19 protein-coding genes are annotated in these 23024 nt (G+C 55.6%); 11 read left to right on the top strand and 8 right to left on the bottom strand.

All coding sequences use genetic code 11. From position 1 onward, the window contains the following. Positions 1-3: 3 nt before the first annotated feature. The 7 genes from panF to msrP form a co-directional block, all read right to left on the bottom strand. Positions 4-1449, bottom strand: a complete 1446-nt coding sequence (panF, locus tag KVT28_RS20115) for a sodium/pantothenate symporter (RefSeq protein WP_101762832.1) — start codon at positions 1447-1449, stop codon at positions 4-6. After that, positions 1439-1681 carry a YhdT family protein gene (locus KVT28_RS20110; RefSeq protein WP_101762833.1) on the bottom strand — a complete coding sequence of 81 codons (243 nt, stop codon included), beginning with the start codon at positions 1679-1681 and terminating at the stop codon, positions 1439-1441. Before KVT28_RS20110 ends, panF begins: the two co-directional genes overlap by 11 nt. A gap of 72 nt (positions 1682-1753) precedes the next feature. Then, positions 1754-3103, bottom strand: a complete 1350-nt coding sequence (gene accC / locus KVT28_RS20105; RefSeq protein ID WP_008101999.1) for an acetyl-CoA carboxylase biotin carboxylase subunit — start codon at positions 3101-3103, stop codon at positions 1754-1756. A gap of 11 nt (positions 3104-3114) precedes the next feature. Then, positions 3115-3585: an acetyl-CoA carboxylase biotin carboxyl carrier protein gene (gene accB, locus KVT28_RS20100; protein ID WP_101762834.1), complete on the bottom strand. Its 471-nt coding sequence runs from the start codon at positions 3583-3585 to the stop codon at positions 3115-3117. 21 nt (positions 3586-3606) lie between these two features. Next, complete coding sequence (aroQ, locus tag KVT28_RS20095) at positions 3607-4059, bottom strand: type II 3-dehydroquinate dehydratase (protein WP_101762835.1); 453 nt, start codon at positions 4057-4059, stop codon at positions 3607-3609. A 232-nt stretch (positions 4060-4291) separates the two neighbouring features. Beyond that, on the bottom strand, positions 4292-4894 hold the full coding sequence (gene msrQ, locus KVT28_RS20090) for a protein-methionine-sulfoxide reductase heme-binding subunit MsrQ (RefSeq protein WP_217549786.1): 603 nt from the start codon (positions 4892-4894) through the stop codon (positions 4292-4294). Continuing rightward, the gene (gene msrP, locus KVT28_RS20085) at positions 4895-5899 is read right to left on the bottom strand and encodes a protein-methionine-sulfoxide reductase catalytic subunit MsrP (RefSeq protein ID WP_101762837.1); all 1005 of its coding nucleotides are present in this window, start codon (positions 5897-5899) and stop codon (positions 4895-4897) included. It lies immediately after the preceding gene. 324 nt (positions 5900-6223) lie between these two features. Between msrP and csrD the strand changes: the two genes are divergently transcribed. The 8 genes from csrD to tldD all read left to right on the top strand — a co-directional run bounded on the left by csrD (position 6224) and on the right by tldD (position 18636). After that, the gene (csrD, locus tag KVT28_RS20080; RefSeq protein ID WP_137386621.1) at positions 6224-8170 is read left to right on the top strand and encodes an RNase E specificity factor CsrD; all 1947 of its coding nucleotides are present in this window, start codon (positions 6224-6226) and stop codon (positions 8168-8170) included. Positions 8171-8480: 310 nt separating this feature from the next. Beyond that, the gene (mreB, locus tag KVT28_RS20075) at positions 8481-9524 is read left to right on the top strand and encodes a rod shape-determining protein MreB (protein ID WP_007891976.1); all 1044 of its coding nucleotides are present in this window, start codon (positions 8481-8483) and stop codon (positions 9522-9524) included. Between the two features lie 156 nt (positions 9525-9680). Next, positions 9681-10715: a rod shape-determining protein MreC gene (gene mreC / locus KVT28_RS20070; RefSeq protein WP_008101989.1), complete on the top strand. Its 1035-nt coding sequence runs from the start codon at positions 9681-9683 to the stop codon at positions 10713-10715. Continuing rightward, positions 10712-11200, top strand: a complete 489-nt coding sequence (gene mreD, locus KVT28_RS20065; RefSeq protein ID WP_101762839.1) for a rod shape-determining protein MreD — start codon at positions 10712-10714, stop codon at positions 11198-11200. The genes mreC and mreD overlap by 4 nt, the downstream gene beginning before the upstream one ends. An 8-nt stretch (positions 11201-11208) precedes the next feature. Continuing rightward, complete coding sequence (locus tag KVT28_RS20060) at positions 11209-11802, top strand: nucleoside triphosphate pyrophosphatase (RefSeq protein WP_101762840.1); 594 nt, start codon at positions 11209-11211, stop codon at positions 11800-11802. Further along, positions 11792-13261 carry a ribonuclease G gene (rng, locus tag KVT28_RS20055; RefSeq protein ID WP_101762841.1) on the top strand — a complete coding sequence of 490 codons (1470 nt, stop codon included), beginning with the start codon at positions 11792-11794 and terminating at the stop codon, positions 13259-13261. The genes KVT28_RS20060 and rng overlap by 11 nt, the downstream gene beginning before the upstream one ends. A gap of 46 nt (positions 13262-13307) precedes the next feature. After that, a complete protein-coding gene (yhdP, locus tag KVT28_RS20050; protein WP_217549784.1) occupies positions 13308-17126 on the top strand; it encodes an AsmA2 domain-containing protein YhdP in 3819 nt (1272 codons plus the stop codon). Between the two features lie 64 nt (positions 17127-17190). After that, positions 17191-18636, top strand: a complete 1446-nt coding sequence (gene tldD / locus KVT28_RS20045) for a metalloprotease TldD (RefSeq protein WP_217549782.1) — start codon at positions 17191-17193, stop codon at positions 18634-18636. Positions 18637-18677: 41 nt separating this feature from the next. Here the strand turns inward: tldD and aaeR are convergent, their stop codons facing one another. Then, positions 18678-19595 carry an HTH-type transcriptional activator AaeR gene (gene aaeR, locus KVT28_RS20040; RefSeq protein ID WP_101762846.1) on the bottom strand — a complete coding sequence of 306 codons (918 nt, stop codon included), beginning with the start codon at positions 19593-19595 and terminating at the stop codon, positions 18678-18680. Between the two features lie 258 nt (positions 19596-19853). Between aaeR and aaeX the strand changes: the two genes are divergently transcribed. From aaeX to aaeB, 3 genes are read left to right on the top strand one after another with little or no spacing between them, the layout of a single operon-like run. Then, complete coding sequence (aaeX, locus tag KVT28_RS20035) at positions 19854-20057, top strand: p-hydroxybenzoic acid efflux pump operon protein AaeX (protein ID WP_021508145.1); 204 nt, start codon at positions 19854-19856, stop codon at positions 20055-20057. A 10-nt stretch (positions 20058-20067) separates the two neighbouring features. Continuing rightward, positions 20068-20997, top strand: coding sequence for a p-hydroxybenzoic acid efflux pump subunit AaeA (aaeA, locus tag KVT28_RS20030; RefSeq protein WP_101762847.1), 930 nt, complete (start codon positions 20068-20070; stop codon positions 20995-20997). Positions 20998-21008: 11 nt separating this feature from the next. Next, positions 21009-22961, top strand: coding sequence for a p-hydroxybenzoic acid efflux pump subunit AaeB (gene aaeB, locus KVT28_RS20025; protein WP_217549779.1), 1953 nt, complete (start codon positions 21009-21011; stop codon positions 22959-22961). Positions 22962-23024 lie beyond the last annotated feature (63 nt).

Genomic DNA, 23024 nt, shown 5'->3' with positions numbered 1-23024 from the left:
TCTTTATTCCAGTGCCGCGGCATGCGTTGCAGGCGTGCGGCCAAACAGATTGCCCACCAGGAAGGCCAGCAGGCTTAAGGTCAATGACGGAACGATGGGGTGGAAGCCCCACCACTCAATATTCAGGCTGGCAAGCAGCGTATAGCATCCCGCGCCGACCAGCATGCCGCTGATCGCACCGGTGGAGTTGGCGCGCTCCCAGTACAAACCCAGCACCAGCGGCCATAGAAATACCGCTTCAAGGCCACCAAATGCCAGCAGATTCAGCCAGATAATCATATCGGGCGGATTCCACGCTGCCAGCAATAGCAGCACACCGAGCACAAAAGTGATGGTGCCTGACAGCATGCGCAGGCGCGCTTCATTTTCACTGTGCTGCGGGGCAATGCGCAAATAGAGATCTTTGATCAGCGTAGCGGAGGATTGCAGCAGCTGCGCGTTGATGGTCGACATAATGGCCGCCATCGGCGCCGCAAGAAATACGCCCGCCGCCATGGGCGGTAATACGGTAATCATCAGCGTAGGAATCACTCGATCGGGAATGGTGAGATCGGGCAAAATTACGCGCCCCAGCGCGCCGGCCAGATGCATACCAAGCATCAGGATCACCACTACAATGGTGCCGAGTACAATGCCACGATGCATGGCTTTGCTGTCTTTATACGAAATACAGCGCACCGCGGTGTGGGGCAGACCAATCACCCCGAAACACACCAGCACGGCAAACGAGCTGAGGAAGGTTGGGTTGATGACATTGCCCACGCCTTCTGGTGAGGTCAGCTGCGGATCGATATCATGCAGTTTGGTCACTGCGGAGGCTAATCCGCCAGCGTGGTGAATCACTGCGAATAGCAGCAGGAAGGTGCCGATCAGCATTACCAAACCTTGCATCGCATCGTTCAGCACGCTGGCGCGGAAGCCACCGAAAGCGGTGTAGAGCGCGATGGTGCCGCCGAAGATCAGCAGGCCGGTGTCATAAGGAATGCCGGCCGCTGTTTCCAGCAGGCGCGCACCGCCGATGAACTGCACGGTCATTGCGCCGATAAACGCCACCAACAAACTAATGCTGGAGAGCCAAATCAGCAGCGTGCTGCCGTAGCGGCCATACAACATGTCGTTGAGCGTCACGGCGTTGTAGCGACGCGCCAGAATGGCGAATTTCTTGCCTAACACGCCAAGCGAAAGCCAGACGGCAGGCACCTGAATCATCGCCAGCAGCACCCAGCCAAGGCCATATTTATAGGCTGCGCCGGGGCCGCCAATGAACGAGCTGGCGCTGATATATGTGGTGGTGATGGTCATGGCCAGCACAAAACCGCCCATCGAACGGCTGCCGAGGAAGTATTCGCTCAGGAAGTTGCCCTGACGCTGCTTGCGCATGGCAAACACCGACAGCGCGGCGATCAGCACCAGATAGGCCAGCAGCGGAAGAATGATTTCAGAGTCCATCGTTATCCTCCAGCGACATGTCGCGGAACAGCACTCGCACCATCAGCCAGCACAACACAATAAACAGCAGCGGAGCGAACAGACACGAAAGCTCGAACCACCTTGGTAAGCCAAACAAGCCGATCTCATTGCCGCCCAGCCAGGCAGAAAGTCCCCAAACGGCAAGGTAGGCCAGCGTCAGATAAAGTGACCAGCGCGCCTCTTTGTTTGCTTGTAAAAAACGCCAATCCATTATGTAACCTCAAAGGCGACAAAAATGAAAAAGGCCGGAGTTAACCGGCCTCTGCTTTGCTCTGCGCTGCAATTACTTCTCTTGCAGGCCGAGTTTTTTCTCCAGGTAGTGGATGTTGGTGCCACCCTGCTGGAAGTTTTCGTCGGACATGATTTTCATCTGCAGCTCAATGTTGGTCTTGATGCCGTCGATGATCAGTTCCGCCAGCGCATTCTTCATGCGCGAGATTGCCACGTCACGGTTTTCACCGTAGGTAATCAGCTTACCAATCATGGAATCGTAGTACGGTGGCACGCTGTAACCGGCATAGATATGCGATTCCCAACGTACACCAAAGCCGCCCGGCGCGTGGAAACGGGTGATCTTGCCTGGGCTTGGCAGGAAGGTGTTGGGATCTTCGGCGTTGATACGGCATTCAACCGCATGACCGCGAATCACCACGTCTTCCTGTTTGATCGACAGCGGCTGACCAGCAGCAATACGCAGCTGCTCTTTGATCAGATCGACGCCGGTGATCATCTCAGTCACCGGATGCTCCACCTGAATACGGGTGTTCATCTCGATGAAGTAGAACTCACCGTTTTCGTACAGGAACTCGAAGGTACCTGCACCGCGATAGCCGATATCGATACAGGCTTTAGAGCAGCGCTCACCGATGTAGCGACGCAGTTCCGGCGTGATGCCTGGCGCTGGCGCTTCTTCGACGACTTTCTGGTGACGACGCTGCATTGAGCAGTCACGTTCCGCCAGATAGATAGCGTTACCCTGGCCGTCGGCCAGCACCTGAATTTCGATGTGGCGTGGATTTTCGAGGTACTTCTCCATGTAAACCATGTCGTTGTTGAAAGCCGCTTTGGCTTCCGCTTTTGTCATGTTGATGGATTGCTCAAGATCCTTGTCGCTGCGCACTACGCGCATACCGCGACCGCCGCCGCCGCCGGAGGCTTTGATGATCACCGGATAACCGATGCGCTTAGCGAAGGCACGGTTTTTTTCCATGTCGTCGGTCAGCGAGCCATCAGAACCTGGCACTGTTGGTACGCCTGCTTTCTTCATGGCGGTGATGGCAGACACTTTGTCGCCCATCAGGCGAATGGTGTCGGCTTTTGGGCCAATGAAGATAAAGCCTGAACGCTCAACCTGCTCGGCGAAATCGGCGTTCTCAGAGAGGAAGCCGTAACCCGGGTGGATCGCGACCGCGCCGGTAATTTCAGCGGCGGAGATCAGTGCCGGGATGTTCAGGTAGCTTTTGACTGAAGGTGGCGGGCCGATGCAGACGGTTTCGTCTGCCAGCAGCACGTGCTTCAGGTCACGGTCCGCGGTGGAGTGCACGGCAACAGTCTTAATGCCCAGCTCTTTGCAGGCACGCAGAATGCGCAGCGCGATCTCACCACGGTTAGCAATGACAATTTTATCCAGCATGCTTCGCCTCGTTATTCGATGATGACCAGCGGCTCGTCAAATTCAACCGGTTGGCCGCTTTCGACCAGAATCGCCTTCACAACGCCGGATTTGTCGGCTTCGATCTGGTTCATCATTTTCATCGCTTCAACGATGCACAGGGTGTCGCCGGCATTCACTTTCTGGCCAACTTCAACGAAAGCTTTCGCGTCTGGGCTTGGCGTGCGATAGAAAGTGCCGACCATTGGTGAACGCACGATGTGGCCACTGATTTCTGGTTTAGCGGCTTCTGCTGCAACCGGTGCGGCAGGCGCCACCGCGGTAGACAACGCAGGCTGCTGCTGCATCATTGGCGCAGCATAAGCCTGCTGCATCATTGGGTAGCCGGCATTTGCAGGTGAACGGCTGATACGAACGGACTCTTCGCCCTCGGAGATTTCCAGCTCGGAGATGCCAGACTCTTCAACCAGTTCGATCAGTTTCTTAATTTTACGAATATCCATGAGTGTGGTTCCGTACTCTGTTTAATTGGAATGTGACAGGCGTTTTACTGCCGTTTGTAAAGCCCACGCGTATCCATCAGCGCCAAGTCCACAGATGACGCCGGCAGATACATCGGAAAGATAGGAGTGATGTCGGAACGGTTCGCGTGCATGCACGTTCGAGAGATGCACCTCAATAAAAGGAATGCTAACCGCCAACAGGGCATCACGCAGTGCAACGCTGGTATGCGTGAACGCAGCAGGATTGATGATGATGTAGTCCACGTTGCCGCGGGCTTCGTGAATACGGTCAATCAACTGAAACTCTGCGTTCGATTGCAAATGACTCAATTTCACATGGTGCTGATCGGCCTGTTGCGTCAGATCGCCGACGATTTGCGCCAGCGTGGTGTGACCATACTTATCAGGCTCGCGCGTTCCCAGTAAATTCAGGTTGGGACCGTTCAAAAGCAGTATGTGAAATTTGTGCGCCATCTTGCTGCTATCTCCTGCAATCAGTAAGGCATCGCGTAAAATACCGCGACATCTTGCGTTTGTCACCCTTGCGGATGAAAAACCAGACTTCGCTTGCAATAAAGCCGGGCATTATATCCGTTTCGTCGACATTCGCAGCAAAATACTGGTCTTATCTGCGAAGTTGATCGAATGCGGCCCGAAGGCCACACTTTTTAACAGATCTCGCGGGAGGAACACAACCGTGCGGGGATTATCTGGGGAGAAGTTTACGCAACTTATTGTAACGCCACGCTAACAGCGCAATGGCCAGCACGGTGTAGATCACCGGCTGAGGGGAGAGCACTTTCACTGACCAGATATAGTGTATCGGCACGAGGATCGCCACCAGATAGACGCCGTTATGCAGCGTTTGCCAGCGACGACCCAGTTTGCGCTGCATGCGCTGGAATGAGGTGATGGCGAGGGCGAAGAGAATAATCCAGCTGATCATCCCCAGTAACAAATAAGGACGCGAAACCAGCTCGCTGCCGAGTAAACGCAGATGATCGTAGCCAAGTTCCAGCAGGTAGTAGCTGGTAAGGTGCAAACTGGCCCAGGCGAAACACCACACGCCGAGCAGGCGGCGAGTGCGAATCAGCAGCGGCTGTTTCAGGTAGCGTGTCAGCGGGCTAACCAGCAGCGTGGCGAGCAGCAACTTAAGCGCCATTCTGCCAGTAAAATGCTGGATATCTTTGGCCGGATCAGCGCTCAGCCAGCCCTGACTCGCTGCCATAAACAGATACACAAACGGCAGAAAAGCCGCCAGATGCAGCACGACTTTCAACGCAGTGATGTGACGTAAAGAGAGGCGCACTCAATAGTTCTCCCGTAAATCCAGGCCGCGATACAGCGACGCCACCTCTTTCGCGTAGCCGTTGAACAGCAGCGTAGGTTGGCGATCAACCTTCAGAATGCCGCCCGCGCCGATAAAGCGCTCGGTTGCCTGCGACCAGCGCGGATGATTCACATGCGGGTTCACATTGGCGTAGAAACCATACTCATTGGCGGCGATCTGGCTCCAGGTCGTTGGCGGGCGATCGTGCGTCAGCGTAATCTTCACAATCGATTTAATCCCTTTGAAACCATATTTCCACGGCACCGTCAGGCGAATCGGTGCGCCATTCTGCGGCGGCAGCGCTTTGCCATACACGCCGGTACTCAGCAGCGTCAGCGGATGCATCGCTTCATCAAGCCGCAAGCCTTCCACATAGGGATAATCCAGCCCGCCGCCGATAAAGCGATCTTTCTGACCCGGCATTTGGTCAGGTGCGTACAGCGTTTCAAACGCCACAAAGCGCGCATTGCTGGTGGGTTCAGCCAGTTTGAGCAGCTTGTTGAGTTCAAAACCGACCCACGGAATCACCATCGACCAGGCTTCGACACAGCGCATGCGGTAGATGCGCTGCTCCATGGCAAAACGCTTGAAGATGTCATCCATATCCAGCGTGATCGGTTTGGCAACTTCGCCTTCGATACGCAGCTTCCACGGATCGGTTTTCAGCGTGCCAGCGTTGGCAGCAGGATCGGCTTTATCAAGGCCAAATTCATAGAAGTTGTTATAACCTGACACCTTATCAAACGGCGTGAGCGGCAAATCGGCCTGCCATTCAGCCGGTTTAGTAAAATCTAAATCACGGCCAGCGGGCGCGGGCGGGCGATCATTGCCTTTAAACCAGCTCAGCACATCGGCTTGCGCGGTGCCGGGTAAACTGGCTGCTGCTGCGCCTAATCCCAACGCTTTCAGCACCTGACGGCGGCGCATATTAAAGACGCTTTCTGGCGTGACGTCGGCTTCTGTGAGCAAGTGCTTCAGGTTCATGACGCTCTCCTGTGAATAGTAAATTATGACCAGCATGCTCAACTTCAGTGTCGGGCGTGAACTTGCGGGGAAAAATGTGAAATTTCCTGGCGCATCGCCCTCTTTGAGAATAGGACGAAAAAGCCCATAGCAAAGTCAGGCCATCACGGTTTAACGCTATACTCGCGCCGTAGCGCTTATCATGCTGTGTTATGTGCGATTTTGATGCCAGTCTGGCGCTGAATCACACCTTGATTTGTGCTATTTTGCTCAGGTTTGCGCCAGGGGTAAGCGTGGCGCCGACGGATTAACACCGTTCATAACCGCAGTGATGCAGGCACAGGGATGCGATTAACAACTAAATTTTCTGCGTTTATTACCTTATTAAGTTTACTGGCGATGATATTGATGCTGGTGGGCTGCGCTTTTAGTTTTATCTGGCTATCGCAGCAGCGCGTAGAAACGCGGATGCAAACGCTGGCGACTGAAGTGGATAAAGCACTGGCTTCACAATCGCCGCAGGAAATCACGCAGTGGCTGACGCGCATGATGCCGGTGGTCAATGCCGAACAGGTGCAACTGCTGAACGGCGATACGTTAGTGTTCAGTTTAGCCCGCCATGAAAATCCGATGTTAGAAGATGAGCCTAATCGCTTTGTGCAGTTCGATTTGCCCCTGACGCATTCGCCGGGCCTCGAACTGCGCGTGGTGGTGCTGGATCCGGCCAAAACGCTGTTTCGCTCCTTTACCGGCACTTATACGCTGGTGGTCCTGTTTACGGTCGTCGCCATCATGTGCGTGCTGCTGGTCATGACCAACCGTTGGCTCAAGCGGCGCTGGCAGGATATGGAACAGTTAGAAGCGCGCGCCGATCGCATTCTGACCGGTGAACGTCATTCGCAGGGTGACCATGCGGCGGAATGGCCGCCGAAAGCCAGTCGCGCCATCGATGCGCTTCTGGGCGATTTGCAGGAAGCGGGCGAGCAGCGTTTACGCATCGATACCTTAATTCGCACCTTTGCGGCGCAAGATCCGCGTACCGGCCTGAACAATCGGTTGTTCTTTGATAACCAATTGGCGACGTTGCTGGAAGATCAGGAAGATGTCGGCACGCACGGCGTGGTGATGATGGTGCGTCTGCCGGACCTCGATATGCTGCACGAAACCCTCGGCCCAACTCTGGTGGAAGAGTATCTGTTTGATTTGATTAATATGCTGTCGACCTTTGTGCTGCGCTATCCGGGCGCGCTGCTGGCGCGATATTTCCGCAGTGACTTCGCCGTCTTGCTGCCGCATCGCACTTTAAAAGAAGCCAATAGCATTGCCGATCAACTGATTAATGCCGTCGATTCACTGCCGCCGATGCGCATGGTCGATCGTGATGATTTGATCCACATCGGCATCAGCGCGTGGCGCAGCGGTCAGAGCGTGTCGCAGGTGATGGAAAATGTGGAGATGGCTACGCGGCGTGCGGCATTGCAGGGCGGTAATAGCTGGTCGGTTGGCGAAGGCAATACGCTGGATATGGGGCGCGGCAGTGTGCGCTGGCGGACCTTGCTGGAGAACACGCTCAATCGTGGTGGTCCGCGACTGTACCAAAAGCCGGCGGTGTTGCTGGATGGAAAAGTCCATCATCGTGAATTACTGACGCGTGTGTTTGATGGCGACAAAGAAGTGGTGTCGGCTGAGTTTATGCCGCTGGTATTGCAGCTGGGTATGACTGACAGCTGGGATCGTCAACTGGTGACGCGCATCGCGGCGCTTTCGGAAGTGTGGCCGGACGAAACTCTGGCACTTCCCGTGAATATTGATTCGCTGTTGCAGCGGCCTTTTCAGCGCTGGCTGCAAAAACTGCTGCTACAGTGCAGCAAATCGCAAAGAAAACGTTTTTTATTTGAACTTGCTGAGGCCGACGTTTGTCAACACATCAGCCGTTTAGTGCCGGTTTTTCACATGTTAACCGCATTTGGCTGTCGCATTGCGGTGGATCAGGCTGGTTTGACGGTGGTGAGCAGCGCTTATATCAAACAATTCCCGATAGAAGTGATTAAACTTGCGCCGGGTTTGGTACGCAATATTGAACGACGCACCGAGAACCAGCTGTTTGTGCAGAGCTTGCTGGAAGTGTGTAAGTCATCGCCAACTCAAGTTTTCGCCGCGGGTGTGCGAACACGCGCGGAGTGGCAAACGCTGTCGGGATTAGGTGTTTCGGGCGGGCAGGGCGATTTCTTTGCGCCTTCGTTGCCGGTCAACAGTAATGTAAAGAAACACTCGCAACGTTATCGAATTTAGACCTTCAGCGCGCGAAGTGCAGGCTGATGGCTGTTTTTATCGCTTATTAGTGCCGGAGCGCGCGATGCTGGCGGCTGGAAATGTTAGATTTTATGTCGAAATTCGCCGGCTAGCGCCGGGGCAATTTAGGTTAAAACGGCGAGTTAACGCCATTTAACTGCGGCAAAAGACCCTACGATCAGGCCAAAAAAGTATTCAGCGTATTTTTTCACCGAAGCCGAACGTTTTTGCGCCTTGTAGCGGCTTCGCGTGGTTGGTAAAGTAGGCGGATTTTATTTTCCGCCCCCAGCTTGCAGGATTATCCCTTAGTATGTTTAAAAAATTTCGTGGCATGTTTTCCAATGACTTGTCCATTGACCTGGGTACCGCGAATACCCTGATTTACGTGAAAGGACAAGGCATCGTGTTAAACGAGCCTTCTGTGGTTGCCATTCGTCAGGATCGTGCCGGCTCCCCAAAGAGCGTAGCGGCTGTCGGTCATGACGCTAAGCAGATGCTGGGCCGTACGCCGGGCAACATCGCTGCTATCCGTCCTATGAAAGATGGCGTGATCGCCGACTTCTTCGTTACCGAAAAAATGCTGCAGCACTTCATTAAGCAAGTGCATAGCAATAGCTTTATGCGTCCAAGCCCGCGTGTGCTGGTCTGCGTACCGGTGGGTGCGACCCAGGTTGAGCGTCGCGCCATCCGTGAATCTGCACAGGGTGCAGGCGCACGCGAAGTGTTCCTGATTGAAGAGCCAATGGCTGCGGCGATTGGTGCAGGTCTGCCGGTTTCTGAAGCAACCGGTTCTATGGTGGTGGATATCGGTGGTGGTACCACTGAAGTAGCAGTGATCTCGCTGAACGGCGTGGTTTACTCCTCTTCTGTGCGTATTGGTGGTGACCGCTTCGATGAAGCTATCATTAATTATGTTCGCCGCAACTACGGTTCACTGATTGGTGAAGCGACTGCAGAGCGTATCAAGCATGGTATCGGTTCTGCTTATCCGGGCGATGAAGTACACGAGATTGAAGTTCGCGGCCGTAACCTGGCAGAAGGTGTGCCACGTGGCTTTACCCTGAACTCGAACGAGATTCTTGAAGCGCTGCAGGAACCGCTGACCGGCATCGTGAGCGCGGTGATGGTTGCACTGGAACAGTGCCCGCCAGAGCTGGCTTCTGACATCTCCGAGCGCGGTATGGTGCTGACCGGTGGTGGCGCATTGCTGCGTAACCTCGATCGCCTGCTGATGGAAGAGACCGGTATTCCGGTGGTCGTGGCAGAAGATCCGCTGACCTGCGTAGCACGCGGCGGTGGTAAAGCGTTGGAAATGATCGACATGCATGGCGGCGATTTGTTCAGCGAGGAGTAATTCCTCAACGGCTGAGGCCCTGGTCAAATTGCGCAGGGAATAGCGCCTATGCTGACGCTGCTGCTGCAACGCACGAAGGCGAAATGCGTCCAGCCCTGAGGCGTTGGTGATTTAGGCTAACGCTTCTTCCCTGATGTCGAGGAACACGCAGAATTTATGAAGCCGATTTTTAGCAGGGGACCTTCTCTGCAGTTGCGCCTCTTTCTGGCAGTCATTGTGGCTATCGCGATTATTATCGCCGATAGCCGCGTGAGCTCCTTTTCCCAGATCCGCAACTACCTGGACACATCGGTCAGTCCATTTTATTTTTTGGCCAACGGGCCAAGACAACTTCTTGATGGCGTTTCCGAAACCCTGGCGTCACGTCAGCAATTGGAACTGGAAAATAAAGCACTGCGCCGTGAGCTCTTCCTGAAAAACAGTGACTTGCTGATGCTGGGGCAATATAAGCAGGAAAACGCGCGTCTGCGCGAACTGCTTGGCTCGCCGCTGCGCCAGGATGAGCACAAGATGGTAACGCAGGTGATCTCCACCGGCACCGATCCTTATACCGATCAGGTGGTTATCGACAAAGGCAGCGTAAACGGCGTTTACGAAGGCCAGCCGGTGATCAGTGATAAAGGGGTAGTCGGTCAGGTGGTCGCGGTCGGTCAGGTGACCAGTCGCGTACTGCTGATTTGCGACGCGTCGCATGCGTTGCCGATTCAGGTGCTGCGTAATGATATTCGTGTTATAGCCGCCGGTAATGGCTGCAGCGAAGATCTGCAGCTGGAGCATCTACCGGGCAACACCGATATTCGCGTGGGCGATGTGTTAGTCACGTCTGGCCTGGGCGGCCGCTTCCCGGAAGGTTATCCGGTTGGCGTGGTCTCTTCGGTGAAAGTCGATACGCAGCGCGCTTACACGGTGATTCAGGCGCGTCCAGCCGCTGGCTTGCAGCGTTTGCGCTATCTGCTGCTGCTGTGGGGCGCGGATCGCAACGGCGTCGCACCGATGGCACCGGACGAAGTGCACCGCGTGGCCAACGAACGTTTAATGCAGATGATGCCGCAGGTCCTGCCGCCAGCAGGCGAAATGGGCCCACCGGCACCTGATACTTTGCAGTCTTCGCAGCAAATGGGGCCACCGCAACCCGCTAACAGCAGTCGTTCGCAAGGGAATTCTGCGAACACACGCGGAGGCCAGCCTTGAGTCGATATCGCAGCCAGGGCCGATGGGTTATCTGGCTGTCCTTTCTGATTGCCCTCATCCTGCAAATCATGCCGTGGCCGGAACAGATCTATATGTTCCGGCCATCATGGCTATTGCTGATCCTCATTTATTGGGTGCTGGCGCTGCCGCATCGGGTGAATGTTGGTACCGGTTTTTGTCTTGGTGCCATTATGGATCTGGTGGCGGGTTCAACGCTGGGCGTGCGCGCATTAGCCTTTAGCATCATCGCGTATCTGGTGGCCTTTAAATTTCAGTTATTCCGAAACTTAGCGTTGTGGCAGCAGGCATTAATGGTTATGGTGCTGTCCCTTGCGGTGGATGTGATTGTTTTCTGGGCAGAATTCCTGGTGATCAACGTTTCTTTCCGTCCGGAAATCTTCTGGAGTAGCGTGGTCGACGGCGTCCTGTGGCCCTGGCTATTCTTATTGATGAGAAAGATTCGCCGTCAATTCGCTGTTCAGTAAGGAATACTATGATAAGCCTGTACCTCGCATCCGGTTCACCGCGTCGACGTGAGCTGTTAACGCAGCTTGGTCTGCAATTTGAACGCCTTATTACCCACGTAGAAGAGCAGCGTCAGCCTGAAGAAGCGGCTGACGCTTACGTGCGTCGTCTGGCGTCGGATAAGGCGCGCGCGGGCGTCGCGGTGGCACCGCAGGATCTGCCGGTGCTGGGTGCTGATACCATCGTGGTGCTGAACGGTGAAGTACTGGAAAAACCGCAGGATGCCGCGCACGCCGCCGCGATGCTGAGCAAGCTGTCGGGACAAACTCATCAGGTGATGACCGCGGTGGCGCTGGCCGATACGCAGCGTGAGCTGGATTGTCTGGTGACCACGGACGTGACCTTCCGCACGATGACGGCGGAGGAAATTTCGCACTATATCGCCAGTGGCGAGCCGATGGATAAAGCCGGCGCGTACGGAATTCAGGGCCTTGGCGGCAATTTTGTCCGCAAGATTAATGGAAGTTATCACGCCGTAGTGGGATTACCGCTGGTTGAGACCGGTGAGCTGCTGAGTCATTTTCAGTCACTGCGGGCGTTAAGGGGACAAGATGACGGCTGAACTGCTGGTAAATGTGACACCTTCGGAAACCCGTGTTGCCTACATTGATGGCGGCATTCTGCAGGAAATCCACATTGAGCGTGAAGCACGACGTGGCATCGTGGGCAACATCTATAAAGGACGCGTCAGTCGCGTCTTACCTGGTATGCAGGCGGCCTTTGTCGATATCGGCATGGAAAAAGCCGCCTTTCTGCACGCTTCCGACATCATGCCGCACACCGAATGCGTGGCGGGTGATGAGAAGAAAAATTTTGTGGTGCGCGACATTGGCGAGCTGGTGCGTCCCGGCCAGGATCTGATGGTGCAGGTGGTGAAAGATCCGCTGGGCACTAAAGGCGCGCGCCTCACCACCGACATTACTTTGCCCTCGCGCTATCTGGTGTTTATGCCTGGCGCGTCACACGTCGGCGTCTCGCAGCGTATTGAGAGCGAAGCCGAGCGCGAACGACTGAAAACGGTGGTTGCTGCGCACTGTGACGATCTCGGCGGCTTTATTATTCGTACCGCTGCGGAAGGCATTGGTTCGGAAGAGTTGTCGCAGGATGCCGCTTTCCTGAAACGTTTGTGGACCAAAGTCAGCGAGCGTAAAAAGCGTAATCAGACGCGCTGCCTGCTCTACGGTGAACTGGCATTAGCGCAGCGCGTGCTGCGTGATTTCGCCGGTGCCGCGCTGGATCGCATTCGCGTGGACTCACGTTTGACCTGTGATTTGCTGGTGGAATTTACCAGCGAATATATTCCGGAAATGGCCAGCAAGCTGGAGCTTTACAGCGGCAAACAGCCGATTTTTGATCTGTTCGACGTTGAGAACGAAATCCAGCGTTCGCTGGAGCGTAAGGTCGAGCTAAAATCCGGCGGCTATCTGATTATCGATCAAACCGAAGCCATGACCACGGTGGATATCAACACCGGCGCGTTTGTCGGACACCGCAATCTCGACGAGACCATCTTCAACACCAACATTGAAGCGACGCAAGCGATCGCGCGTCAGCTGCGACTGCGCAACCTCGGCGGCATCATCATTATCGATTTCATCGACATGAGTAACGACGAGCATCGCCGCCGCGTACTGCATTCGCTGGAGAGCGCGCTGAGCAAAGATCGGGTGAAAACCGGCATCAATGGTTTCTCGGCGCTCGGTTTGGTGGAGATGACGCGTAAACGCACGCGTGAAAGTATTGAACATGTGCTGTGCGCCGATTGCCCGGTGTGTAAAGGGCGCGGCACTTTGAAAACGGTGGAAACCGTCTGCTATGAGATCATGCGTGAAATTGTGCGCGTGCATCACGCCTACGATTCCGACCGTTTCCTGGTGTACGTTTCCCCGGCGGTGGGCGACGCGCTGAAGGGCGAAGAGTCACACGCGCTGGCGGAAGTGGAGATCTTCGTCGGTAAACAGGTCAAAGTTCATGTTGAACCGCTCTATACCCAAGAGCAGTTTGATGTCGTCATGATGTGATTTTGAGGTTGAGTTCCGCAAGCCAACGGACAGCAAGGAGAGGTGTGTGAGGCGGTTGCCGAGGATTTTGTTACTGCTGCTCGCCGCAATCATCGTAATTGTGGCGCTGCTGGTCAGCGGGTTGCGCCTCGTGATGCCGCACCTCAACAGTTATCGCAGCGATATTCTGCAGACGATCTCACGCGTCAGCGGCGTCACGGTGACGGCCAGCGAACTGCAGGGCAAATGGGAGAATTTTGGCCCGACGCTGCAGATGCGCAATCTCAACGTCGCGATGCAGGAAGATGGGCAACTGACCATCGGCCGCGTCAATCTGGCGCTCAATGTGTGGCAATCGCTGCTGCACTGGCGCTGGCAATTCCGCGATCTCACCTTCTGGCAGCTGCATCTCGAAACCAATCATCCGCTGTTCACCAGTGACGAACAGAAGAACAGCTTCAAACCGGCGCAAATCAACGATCTGTTTTTGCGTCAGTTCGACCACTTCGATCTGCGCGACAGCAGCATCCGTTTTCTGACGCCGTCCGGCCAGCATGCTGAACTGGCGATTCCGCGCCTTACCTGGCTGAACGAAAATACCCGTCACCGCGCCGAGGGCGAAGTGAGCCTCTCCAGTTTTACCGGCCAGCATGGCGTGGTGCAGGTGCGACTTGATCTCAACGACAGCAACGGTTTACTCAGCGATGGCCGCATCTGGATGCAGGCCGATGATGTTGATGTGCGACCGTGGATTGGTCCGTGGCTGCGTGATAACACCAGCCTTGAGAGCGCGCGCTTCAGTCTGGCCGCGTGGGCAAATTTGCGTGATGGCGATCTCTACGCTGGTGATTTGCTGTTGAGCAAAGGTGGCGCGCGCTGGCGCGGCGAGCAGGGCGATCATCAATTAGAGGTTGATGGCTTAACCGCGCACTTGTCGCGCTACCAGAATGGCTGGAGCCTTTCGGTACCGCAAACCCGCTTGAGAACGGATGGCATCGCATGGGCGCCAGGACATTTTTCCCTGCTGTGGAAGCCAGAAGATAAGCAGATGCTCGGCGCCAACAGTGCGTCGGAGATGCGCGTGCGTGCCACACAGCTGGATTTAGAACGTCTCGCGCCCATCGTTCCGCTGTTTGCACCGCTTTCTCCAACCTTGCTGGATAACTGGCGTGCGCTGCAGCCGCGCGGCCACATTGATGCGCTGGCGCTGGATATTCCGCTGCAGCAGCCTGAGCAAACGCGTTTGCAGGTGAAATGGCGCGATCTCGCCTGGCAACAGTGGGAATTACTGCCGGGTATCAGCAATCTCAGCGGGAGCGCCAGCGGCAGCTTAAACAACGGCTTGCTGGATGTGGCGATGGGCCAGGCGGAAGTACCGTACGGCGATATGTTCCAGGCTCCGCTGCAGATTAAACAGATCACTGGCCAGCTCAACTGGCTGCGCGATGCTAACGGCTTAACGCTGGATGGACATCAGCTGGATGTGCAGGCCCGTTCGCTGTGGGCACGCGGCGATTTCCGCTACCAACAGAATTTGGGTAGCGCGCCGCGCCTCGATATTCTCGCCGGAATTCGCGTTACCGATGCTGGCGATGCGTGGCGTTATTTCCCGCAGCAGCTGATGGGTCACGATCTTACTCACTATCTCAGTGACGCGATTAAAGGCGGGCAGGTGGATAACGCCACGCTGCTGTTTGCTGGCGATCCCTCGCTGTTTCCGTTCAAACACAATGACGGCATGTTTGAGGTTTGGGTTCCGCTGCGCAATGCCACCTTCCAGTTCCAGCCCGGCTGGCCTGCGCTGGAAAACCTCGACATCAATCTCGACTTCCTCAACAACGGTTTGTGGATGAAAGCCGATAAAACCAGGCTCGGCGAGGTTGATACGCGCAACGTCAGCGCGGTGATCCCGGATTACCTGAAAGAGAAGTTGATCATCGATGGCGATATCAGCGGCGAAGGCAAAAAAATCGCTGACTATTTCGAGCAAACACCGCTGAAACCGACGCTCGGCGCGGCGCTGCAGGAGCTACAGATTGGCGGCAATGTGCGCGGCACGTTGAATCTTGATATTCCACTGGATGGCGAGCAGGTGCACGCCAGCGGCAATGTGGTGCTGAACAACAACAGCCTGCATATCAAGCCGTTAAATACCACGCTAAACAATCTCACCGGCCGCTTCCGTTACAACAACGGCAATCTGGAGAGTGAAGAGCTGCAGGCCAACTGGTTCGGGCAGCCAACCGGCGTGAGTTTCAGCACGAAAGAGAATCCCAACGATTTTGGCGTGAACGTCAAACTGCTGGGCGATTGGCAGCCAGGTAAACTCAAGGTGCTGCCGGATGCCATCACGCGTCAGTTAGACGGTTCTTTACCGTGGCAGGGCAATGTGGATATCACGCTGCCGCATAAAGGCGGCGCAACCTACAAAGTGGCACTGCAAGGCGAGGGCAAAGCAGTAAGCAGTCACTTACCAGCACCGCTGGATAAAGCGGCTGGTGAAGCGATGCCGATTACCATCAACGCGGATGGTGATCTGAAAGGCTTTACCTTGAGCGGCAGCGTGCGCGAGCGCCATCGTTTCAATAGCCGCTGGATTCTGGAGCCGCAGCTGCGCGTTGATCGCGGGATCTGGCTGAATGATGCGAAAAGCACACCGAAGCTGCCGGAAAAGCGCGGCATGGAGCTGAATCTCCCGCCGCTAAACGGCGAAGCCTGGATGGGGATGATGGCTGGCGCGGGCAGTGCGCGTAACGCTCAGGGCGAGCCGGAAGTGGGCGGCGCGGCGCTGCCGGGCGACTTTATTCTGCGCACACCGGCGCTGACGCTTGGTGGTCAGCAATGGCACGACGTTAACGCTACTGTTACGCAGGGGCCAGCCGGCAACACCCACTTGCAGCTGGAGAGCCGTGAAGCACGTGGCAGTTTGCAGACGGCGCAGCGCTCTCCATGGCAGATCAACCTGAGCTATCTTTACTACAATCCTGAATGGGCTGAGAAAAGCGATGGAAAATCATCGCCGTTTGGCGGCAACAGCAGCAACATCAACTTCAGCAGCTGGCCAGCGTTGCAGCTCAACTGCGATGAGTGCTGGATTCGCGGACAGAAGTTTGGCCATATGCAGGCGAAGCTACAGCCGCAAGGCGATACGTTAGCACTTACTAACGCCTCGATTGATTCTGGCAGCTCAAAATTGAACGTGACGGGTGAATGGGTGAATAAACCCGGCGATCAGCGCACTTCGCTGAAGGGCAGCCTGAGCGGCGACAACATCAATGACGCGGCTAACTGGTTTGGCATGAATACGCCGCTGCGCGATGCACCGTTTAAACTCGATTACGATCTGCACTGGCGTTCTGCGCCGTGGCAGCCATCGGAAGAGACGCTAAGCGGTACGCTGAAAACCCACTTTGGTAAAGGCCAGATCGCCGATGTGAACACCGGCCGCGCCGGGCAGTTGCTGCGTCTGTTTAGCTTTGATGCCTTGCTACGCAAGATGCGCTTCGATTTCAGCGACACCTTTAGTGACGGTTTCTATTTCGATTCGATCAACGGCACCGCGTGGATTGAAAACGGTGTGATGCGTACCGATAACCTGCTGGTGGATGGCCTGGAAGCGGATATCGCCATGAAGGGCAACATCGATTTGGTGAAGCGTCAGATCGACATGGAAGCGGTGGTCGCCCCGGAAATCTCCGCGTCGGTCGGCGTTGCCACTGCATTCGTCATCAATCCGGTGGTCGGTGCTGCGGTCTTCGCCGCCAGCAAAGTGCTGGGACCGCTGTGGAATAAGATTTCACTGTTGCGCTACCACATCAGCGGACCGCTGGATAAGCCGGAAATCAATGAAGTACTGCGCGAACCGCGCGAAGACGAGAAGAAGTGAATTTGACGCCGTCGGGTAATTGCCGCAGGCTATGACTATCCGAGCACATAATGAGTGAGAAACGATGACTCTGAATCTGGTAAGTGAGCAGTTGCTAACTGCGAACAGCATTAATCAGCAGGACCTTTATTCCCTGTTAGGGCAGCTTTCAGAACGTCGTCTGGATTATGCCGATCTCTATTTCCAGTCCAGTTTCCACGAATCCTGGGTGCTGGAAGACAAAATTATCAAAGATGGTTCTTACCATATCGATCAGGGCGTGGGCGTCCGCGCCGTGAGCGGCGAGAAAACCGGTTTCGCCTACGCTGACCAGATTTCCCTGAATGCACTGCGTCAGTCGTCTGAAGCGGCGCGCAGCATCGTGCGTGAACAAGGCAACGGCAAAGCGCATACCTTATCGGCGGTGCTGAACCGTTCGTTGTATGCGCCCGTTAATCCGCTGGATAGCCTGACGCGCGAAGACAAAATTGCCCTGCTGCACCGTGTTGATAAAGTGGCGCGTGCTGCCGATCCACGTGTGCAGGAAGTGAATGCCAGCCTGAGTGGCGTTTACGAACAAGTGCTGGTCGCCGCAACTGACGGCACGCTGGCCGCAGATATTCGTCCGCTGGTGCGTCTTTCCATCAGCGTGCACGTGGAAGATCAGGGTAAACGCGAACGTGGCTCAAGCGGCGGCGGCGCGCGTACCGGTTATGAATTCTTCCTCGCTGATGAGAGCGGTGATGTGCGTGCCGATGTCTGGGCGCGCGAAGCGGTGCGCATGGCGCTGGTCAATCTCTCCGCCGTGGCGGCACCCGCTGGCATGTTGCCGGTGGTGCTGGGCGCAGGTTGGCCGGGTGTGCTGCTGCACGAAGCAGTTGGACACGGTCTGGAAGGTGACTTCAACCGTCGTGCGACATCGGTATTCAGCGGCAAAATGGGCCAGCTGGTGGCTTCAGAGCTGTGTACCGTGGTTGACGATGGCACCATTGAAGGTCTGCGCGGTTCGCTGGCGGTCGATGATGAAGGCGTGCCGGGCCAGTACAACATGCTGATCGAAAATGGCGTGCTGAAAGGCTACATGCAGGACAAGCTGAATGCGCGCCTGATGGGCGTCAACCCAACTGGCAATGGTCGCCGTGAATCTTACGCGCACCTGCCAATGCCGCGCATGACCAACACTTACATGCTGGCGGGCAAATCGACGCCGCAAGATATCATCGAAAGCGTGGAGTACGGCATTTACGCGCCAAACTTCGGCGGCGGCCAGGTTGATATTACGTCCGGCAAGTTCGTGTTCTCCACCTCAGAAGCTTATCTGATCGAGAACGGCAAAGTAACGACGCCCGTAAAAGGCGCCACGCTGATTGGCTCCGGCATCGAAGCGATGCAGCAGATCTCGATGGTCGGCAACGATCTGGCGCTGGATAAAGGCGTCGGCGTATGCGGTAAAGAGGGACAAAGCGTACCGGTTGGCGTGGGTCAGCCAACGCTGAAGCTGGATAAAATCACCGTAGGTGGTACCGCCTAACGTTGTCAGGTCGCCATGTATGGCGACCTGAACATCTGCCCTCAACCTTTCCGATGCTGCTGATACTGCTGCGCTACCTGCCTGAAATACTCGGTCAGATAATCAATGCACACCTGCACTTTCAGCGGCAGCTTGTCTTTCTCGGTATAGAGCGCATAGACCGGGCGCGGCTCCGAGTGATATTGCGGGAACAGAATATCGATCTCCCCCGCATTGATCTCATCAATCACCCACATCAACGGCACATAGGCGATACCGCAACCTGCTTTCAGCCAGCGAATCAGCGTCTGCGAATCGTTGGTCACGAAACGGCCCTGCGGCGTAAGGCGGGTAACCAATCCTTCCGGCGCAACCAGTTCAAAAGTGTTATCCGGCCGCACGCTATATTCCAGCCACGAAAAATTATCGATCTCGCTGGGTTTTTCCGGCGTGCCATGCTGCGCCAGATAGCTCTTCGCCGCGCACACCACCATCGGCATTGCACCCAGCCGACGCGAGAACAAGTTCGAATCCTGCAGCGCGCCCACGCGCACCACCAAATCCAAACCGTTGGCAATCAAATCGGGAGCAGGAATGCCCGTCACCAGATTGACCCCCAAACCCGGATATTCGCGTAACATTTCGCTGGTCATCGCCGATAACACATTCTGCGCCATCGTCGATGAGCAGCCGATCCGTAGAATACCGATCGGCGTGTTGTTAAAGGCGTACAGCTGCTCGTGTACCTGCGACGCTTCCGCCAGCATGCGGCGACAGCCCTGAAAATAGATCTTTCCGGCTTCAGTCAGGCCAATGCTGCGGGTGCTGCGATTAAGCAATTTAACCTGTAACTCATCTTCCAGTTTGGCGACAATCTGGCTGATAGACGAAACGCTAAGCTGTAGCTGGCGCGCCGCGGCGGTAAATGAACCCAATTCAACCACTTTGGCGAAAATGGACATGCTTTTAAGTCGATCCATTGTTTACTCTGGCTAAAAAGTGATTTAGCTCACAATATGTAGAAAACGTATAGTCAAGCGCGTTACTATACGCGCGCTGGGTCTCTTCACTGCACCTGAACACGGCTGTGTTAGCCCGATGATACGCTATGATTAGCTCAACGCGGCCTGAATGTTGCCATCAGTTTATCCGTCATCCCCTGATCGTAAACCCAACGTGCTATACGGCACGTGGGCAGGTATCGGTGCAATCCGGCAAGGTCGAACTAAGGATCCGAAATGAGTGTGCTTCCGGTATTTGTCGTATTCGGGCTGAGTTTTCCGCCCATCTTCATTGAACTACTGGTTTCACTGGCGCTGTTCTGGCTGGTGAAACGCGTGCTAACGCCTAGCGGGATCTACGATCTGGTTTGGCATCCGGCACTGTTTAACACTGCGCTGTATTGCTGCGTGTTTTACCTTGTATCCCGTTTATTCGTCTGAGGTTTTTTAAGTGAAAGCGCTAATAAGAAAAATCGCGCGATACGCGATTACACTTCTGCTGGTTGTCATCGCCATCGTGATCATCTTCCGCGCCTGGGTGTTCTACACCGAATCACCGTGGACGCGTGATGCCAAATTCTCTGCCGATGTGGTGGCGATCTCGCCTGACGTCACCGGCATCATCACTGACGTGCCGGTGCACGACAACCAGCTGGTGAAAAAAGGCGACACGCTGTTTGTGGTTGACCGTCCGCGCTACCAAAAAGCGCTGGACGAAGCCCAGGCGGATGTCGAGTATTACCAGGCGTTAGTGAGTGAAAAACGCCGTGAAGCCAGTCGCCGCAATCAGTTGGGGACCAGCGCCATGTCGCGTGAAGCGATTGAGCAATCCAATAACGATCTGCAAACCAGCGAGCACCAGCTGGCGAAGTCTGTGGCCACGCGCGACCTGGCGGTGATTGACCTCGATCGCACCACTATCAAAGCGCCATCTGACGGCTGGGTCACCAACCTCAATGTCTATCAGGGCGAATTCATCACGCGCGGCTCGGTAGCCGTGGCGTTGGTGCAACAGCACTCCTTCTATGTGCTGGCCTATATGGAAGAGACCAAGCTGGATGGCGTGCGTCCGGGCTTCCGCGCACAAATTACCCCGTTGGGGAGCAACGCGGTACTGCGTGGCACCGTTGACAGCATCGCGGCGGGCGTAACCAACAGCAGCAGCACCAGCGACAGCAAAGGCATGGCGACCATCGACTCGAATCTGGAGTGGGTGCGTCTGGCGCAGCGTGTGCCGGTGCGTATTCGTCTCGACGAGCAACCGGGCAACCGCTTCCCGGCGGGGACCACGGCGACGGTGGTGATCACCGGTGCGCAGGATCGCGAAACCAAAGTCTCGCCGCTGGCACAGTTGTTCAATCGCCTGCGTGAGTTTGGTTAAGCGAGGGCGATATGATTGAGTTTTTGCGTTTCCCGGTGAAGCTCACCTTCGCGCTGGTTGCGGCGTTGATGATTGGCTTTCACTTCAATCTGGAAACGCCGCGTTGGGCGGTAATGACCGCCGGCATCGTGGCCGGTGGTACCGCCTTTGCTGCGGGGGGCGATCCCTATTCTGGCGCGCTGCGCTATCGCGGCATTCTGCGCATCATCGGTACTTTTATTGGCTGTATCGCCGCGCTCACCATCATGATTGCCACGGTGCGCGCGCCGGTGGTGATGCTGCTGCTGTGCTGTATGTGGGCCGGCATGTGCGTGTGGCTCTCTTCGCTGATCAAAGTCGAAAACTCCTATGCGTTGGGTCTTGCCGGTTACACCGCGCTGATCATCGTGGTGACGGCGGATGCCAGCGGCGGCTTAACGCTGGCTCCGCAGTACGCGGTTGAGCGCTGCAGTGAAATCGTCATCGGTATTCTGTGTGCCATCCTCGCCGACATGCTGTTCTCGCCGCGTTCGATCAAGAAAGTGATTGAGCAGGAAGTGGACGCGCTGCTGGTGGCGCACTACAAATTGCTGCAGCTGTGCGTCGCGCATGAAGACAAAGAGGAAGTGGATAAAGCCTGGAGCGCGTTAGTGCGTCGCACCACGGCACTCAACGGCATGCGCGGCCAGCTGATGATGGAATCCTCACGCTGGAAAAACTCCAGCCGCCGCCTGCAAATGCTCAACACCTTATCGCTGACGCTGATCACGCAGGCCGCCGAAACTTTCCTGATTCAAAACTCGCGTCCGGAATACATTCCACCGCACTATCGTTTGCTGATCGAAAAAGAGGTCAACAGCGTCAACGATGTGCATAAGCGCATGAAGGTGATGCGTCGCCTGATTGGCGTGAGCAGCAAAACCGTGCCGGTGACGCTGGCGAGTTGGGTCGGCGCGGCCACTGAATATCTGCTGCTGATTAACGGCATTAAAAGTAATAGCCGCATCACCACGCTGGAAGAGAGCATTCTGCAGCGTGAGGTAGTGATTCAGGCGCGCTCTGCGGAAACCCATCACGCGATGATCAACGGTATACGTACCTTTGTCGCCACCGCGCTGGGATCGCTGTTTTGGCTATATACCGGCTGGACATCAGGCAGCGGCTGCATGGTGATGCTGGCGGTAATTACCGCGCTGGCGATGCGTATGCCGAATCCGTTGATGATGGCGAAAGACTTCCTTTACGGCATGACGGTTGCGGTGCCGCTCGGCGCGCTCTACTTCATCTTTATTCTGCCCGCGACCCAGCAAAGTGCGCTGCTGTTGTGTATCTCCATCGGCGCGCTGGGTTTTATCGGCGGCATCTTCGTGCAGCGTCGTCAGTTGGGTACGCTGGGTGCGTTGATTGGTACCATCAACGTGCTGGTGCTGGATAACCCGATGAAGTTCGAGTTCAACGTATTCCTTGATAACGTGCTGGGCCAGGTGATTGGCTGCTTTGTAGCGATGATGGTGATTCTGCTGATTCGCGATAAATCCAAAGAGCGTACCGGACGTAAACTGCTGAATCGCTTTATGTATGCCGCGGTGGCTGCGCTGACCACTAATCAGGCGCGTCGTCGTGAAAACCACTTGCCGGCGCTGTATCAGCAACTGTTTTTGCTGCTCAACCTGTTCCCCGGCGATATCGATAAGTACCGTATCGCGCTGACGCTGATTATCGGCCATCAACGCCTGCGCAATGCCGAAGTGCCGGTGAATGCAGATCTCTCGACCTATCACCGCCAGCTGCGCTACACCGCCGATCGCATCATCTCTGCAACCAGCGATGATAAGCGGCGCTATTACTTCGAGCGGCTGCTCAAGGAGCTGGATGTGTATCAGGAGAAGCTGCAGCACTATGCTGCGCCTGATAACGTCACCGAGCCGGTGAAACGGCTGGCGCTGATGCTGGATAAGTATCAGAACACCTTAATACAAATCTGAAACTGGCCGCTGCAACCTGCAGCGGCCTTTTAGATCCCACGCTGACACAAAAACCTCTGATAT

This window comes from Pantoea sp. GbtcB22 (assembly GCF_019091025.1).
Classification (GTDB): domain Bacteria; phylum Pseudomonadota; class Gammaproteobacteria; order Enterobacterales; family Enterobacteriaceae; genus Pantoea; species Pantoea leporis.
Note: the sequence above shows the minus strand (reverse complement) of the source record. Positions and strands in the feature narration are given on the sequence as shown.

Coding starts and splice junctions, on each gene's coding strand:
- msrP (WP_101762837.1), bottom strand. CDS start 5,899: ATGAACCTGAAGCACTTGCTCACAGAAGCCGACGTCACGCCAGAAAGC.
- rng (WP_101762841.1), top strand. CDS start 11,792: ATGACGGCTGAACTGCTGGTAAATGTGACACCTTCGGAAACCCGTGTT.
- aaeB (WP_217549779.1), top strand. CDS start 21,009: ATGATTGAGTTTTTGCGTTTCCCGGTGAAGCTCACCTTCGCGCTGGTT.
- KVT28_RS20060 (WP_101762840.1), top strand. CDS start 11,209: ATGATAAGCCTGTACCTCGCATCCGGTTCACCGCGTCGACGTGAGCTG.
- tldD (WP_217549782.1), top strand. CDS start 17,191: ATGACTCTGAATCTGGTAAGTGAGCAGTTGCTAACTGCGAACAGCATT.
- aaeR (WP_101762846.1), bottom strand. CDS start 19,595: ATGGATCGACTTAAAAGCATGTCCATTTTCGCCAAAGTGGTTGAATTG.
- aroQ (WP_101762835.1), bottom strand. CDS start 4,059: ATGGCGCACAAATTTCACATACTGCTTTTGAACGGTCCCAACCTGAAT.
- csrD (WP_137386621.1), top strand. CDS start 6,224: ATGCGATTAACAACTAAATTTTCTGCGTTTATTACCTTATTAAGTTTA.
- mreB (WP_007891976.1), top strand. CDS start 8,481: ATGTTTAAAAAATTTCGTGGCATGTTTTCCAATGACTTGTCCATTGAC.
- aaeX (WP_021508145.1), top strand. CDS start 19,854: ATGAGTGTGCTTCCGGTATTTGTCGTATTCGGGCTGAGTTTTCCGCCC.
- panF (WP_101762832.1), bottom strand. CDS start 1,449: ATGGACTCTGAAATCATTCTTCCGCTGCTGGCCTATCTGGTGCTGATC.
- accB (WP_101762834.1), bottom strand. CDS start 3,585: ATGGATATTCGTAAAATTAAGAAACTGATCGAACTGGTTGAAGAGTCT.
- accC (WP_008101999.1), bottom strand. CDS start 3,103: ATGCTGGATAAAATTGTCATTGCTAACCGTGGTGAGATCGCGCTGCGC.
- mreC (WP_008101989.1), top strand. CDS start 9,681: ATGAAGCCGATTTTTAGCAGGGGACCTTCTCTGCAGTTGCGCCTCTTT.
- KVT28_RS20110 (WP_101762833.1), bottom strand. CDS start 1,681: ATGGATTGGCGTTTTTTACAAGCAAACAAAGAGGCGCGCTGGTCACTT.